This is a genomic window from Neisseria sp. P0021.S006 (assembly GCF_051956895.1).
Genome location: NZ_JBQCWZ010000102.1, coordinates 1 through 2,889 on the forward strand (window position 1 = coordinate 1; position 2,889 = coordinate 2,889).

General features: G+C 44.7%; 2 protein-coding genes. One reads left to right on the forward strand and one right to left on the reverse strand.

What is annotated here, in order from left to right:
• Positions 1-10 precede the first annotated feature (10 nt).
• On the forward strand, positions 11-1,537 hold the full coding sequence (locus ACTHUM_RS11110; protein WP_070459254.1) for a DHA2 family efflux MFS transporter permease subunit: 1,527 nt from the start codon (positions 11-13) through the stop codon (positions 1,535-1,537).
• Between the two features lie 42 nt (positions 1,538-1,579).
• Here ACTHUM_RS11110 and thrB read toward each other — a convergent pair whose 3' ends face one another.
• A complete protein-coding gene (gene thrB / locus ACTHUM_RS11115) occupies positions 1,580-2,497 on the reverse strand; it encodes a homoserine kinase (protein ID WP_070459257.1) in 918 nt (305 codons plus the stop codon).
• Positions 2,498-2,889: the final 392 nt, after the last annotated feature.

The following is a 2,889-nucleotide window of genomic DNA, read 5'->3' on the forward strand; positions in this document are numbered from 1 at the left end:
GTTTATAAATATGAATTATCCGCCTTTACAAGGGTTTAAGCTGGTGTTGGCAACTTTGGCGCTCAGCTTGGCCGTATTTATGGAAGTCTTGGACAGCACCATCGCCAACGTCGCCGTGCCTGTTATTGCAGGGGATTTGGGTGCGGCTACCACGCAGGGAACTTGGGTGATTACCTCATTTGCCGTAGCCAATGCCATCTCTGTTCCCTTGACAGGTTTTTTGGCCAAGCGGTTCGGCGAGGTCAAAATCTTTATCGCCGCTGTGATCGGGTTTGTCGTAACGTCATGGCTGTGTGGCATTGCACATAATCTTCAAGCCTTGGTTTTTTTCCGTGTATTGCAAGGCTTCATCGCCGGGCCATTGATTCCCTTGTCCCAAAGCCTGTTGATGGCTTCTTATCCGCCTGAAAAACGAACATTGGCGCTGGCCTTATGGGCGATGACCGTCGTTGTTGCCCCTGTGTTGGGGCCGATTTTAGGCGGTTGGATTTCAGACAATTGGCATTGGGGATGGATTTTCTTTATCAATATCCCGATCGGGATTTTGTCTGCAACTATTGCTTGGAAGCAGCTTCGACACAGGGAAACTGAAATCGTCAGGGCGCCAATCGATTATGTCGGGCTGGTGTTGATGATTGTCGGTGTCGGCGCATTGCAAATGATGCTTGATAGAGGTAAGGAATTGGACTGGTTTGCCTCGGGAGAGATTATCGTTTTGGGCGTTACCGCTTTGGTGTTCCTGACCTATTTTATTGTTTGGGAGCTGGGCGAGAAATACCCGATTGTCGATTTGTCATTGTTTAGAAATAGAAACTTTACGATAGGCGTTGTTGCGACATCCTTGGGCTTTATGGTGTATATGGGTACATTGACCTTGCTGCCTTTGGTGTTGCAATCAAATCTCGACTATACCGCTACTTGGGCTGGTTTGGCTGCTGCACCGGTAGGTTTTCTGCCGATTATTCTGTCGCCGATTATTGGTAAGTTTGGCAATCGCGTCGATATGCGCCTGTTTGTCAGCGCTAGCTTCTTGGTGTTTGCCTATACATTCCATTGGCGAACCGACTTCTATGCCGGCATGGATATGAGCAACGTCGTTTGGCCACAGTTTTGGCAGGGTTTAGGCGTAGCCATGTTCTTCCTGCCCCTGACCAGTATCACCTTATCGCATATGAAGGGCAACCAAATTGCCTCGGCCAGTAGCTTGTCTAATTTCTTGCGAGTCTTTATGGGCGGTGTCGGTGTGTCCGTTGTCAGCACCATGTGGGAACGGCGCGAAGCTCTGCACCATACTCAGCTGACCGAACATATTAATTCATTGTCCTCAATCAGCAACCAATCTATTCAAGGCATGATGGCCAATGGCCTGAGCAAAGAGCAAGCCCTGGCTGCGATAAATAGTACTATTTCCCAACAAGGCTTTATTATTGGCTCAAATGAAATCTTCTTGGCAGGCAGTATCATATTCATCAGTATGATTCCCATTATTTGGCTGGCGAGACCTCCGTTTAGCGGTTCCGGCGGGGGAGGGCATTAGATAAAAGGCCGTCTGAATTTCAGACGGCCTTTTATCTATATATTATTTAAGAGTCAAGAGCAGATCCCTAAATGCATTTGGATCTTTAATAAACGTCATTTCTCCTGATTGAGGAAAATGGAAATCAAGTAGGCGTGATACCCAAAAACGAATACATCCTGCTCTTTGTGCAGTAGGGAAATACGCGCGTTCTTCATCAGATAATGGACGTACGCTTTCATAGCCGTGGATAAAGGCATCATAAAGGACAGGGTCTAACTTGTTATCAGCTGTTCGTGCCCAATCGTTAACTGCAATTGCCAGGTCGTACATGAAATTACCGTTACACGCATAATAGAAGTCGATAAAGCCGGAAACTTCATCTCCATTAAGCAATACGTTGTCCTTAAATAAATCGGCATGGATAATACCAGAAGGCAAATGCTCTCCCAGATTTTCATCTAAAGCGGCAATTTCAGATTGAAGCAGTGCGGCATCTTTAGAATCTAAAACAGGCAGCAACTGAGTGCAGGCATCGCGCCACCAGTCATCATAACGAGGGTTTTTCATTTTTAAAGGAAAGTCTTGACCGGCTAAATGCATTTTGGCCAGCATAGCACCGGTATGGAAGCATTGAGCCTCAGTTGGCCAGCCGGTATCCGAGCCATTCAAACAAGTAACCAAACAAGCCGGTTTTCCGGCCAAAATAGAATGCAGTCTGCCATCTTTGCGAGCAATCGGAGCAGCGCAGGCAACACCATTCAGACTCAAATGCTGGTTTAGTTCTAGAAAGAAAGGCAGTTCTTCTGATTTCAAAACCTCAAAAACAGTCAATACATAACGACCGGTTGAAGTAGTCAAAAAATAATTACTGTTAGTAATTCCTTGAGCAATCCCCTGCAAAGAAACAAAATCTCCCAAATCATATTGCAGAAGGAAGTCACGCATTTGAGTGTCGGAAACACTTGTATAGACAGACATAGCAAACTCGAGGCTGATATAAAAGAATCAAGGAAGCATCATACCAAAAAACAAGCGCTAATAATATAAATTAAAGCGAGGGTCAAATTCAAAAGGCCGTCTGAAAGAGCAATTCAGACGGCCTTTGTTTTGTGTTTTTTTGTATGTATGGATTGTGTAGGAAGGTTGTTGGAGTTTTTTATAAAATAAAAAACCCTGTTAAAACAGGGTGGTGGTTAAATTTCTGAAAATAATTTTGCGAAAGGTGTTGACGGGTTTTATTGTGAGGCGTATAGTTCGGTTCTTCGCTGCTGACGCGGTGAAGAAAACGAAGCAGACAGTATAACACAGTTAGTTAGAATTTTCGATAATTTTAGTTGACATTTGCTAAATGTACTGTATAATTCGATTCG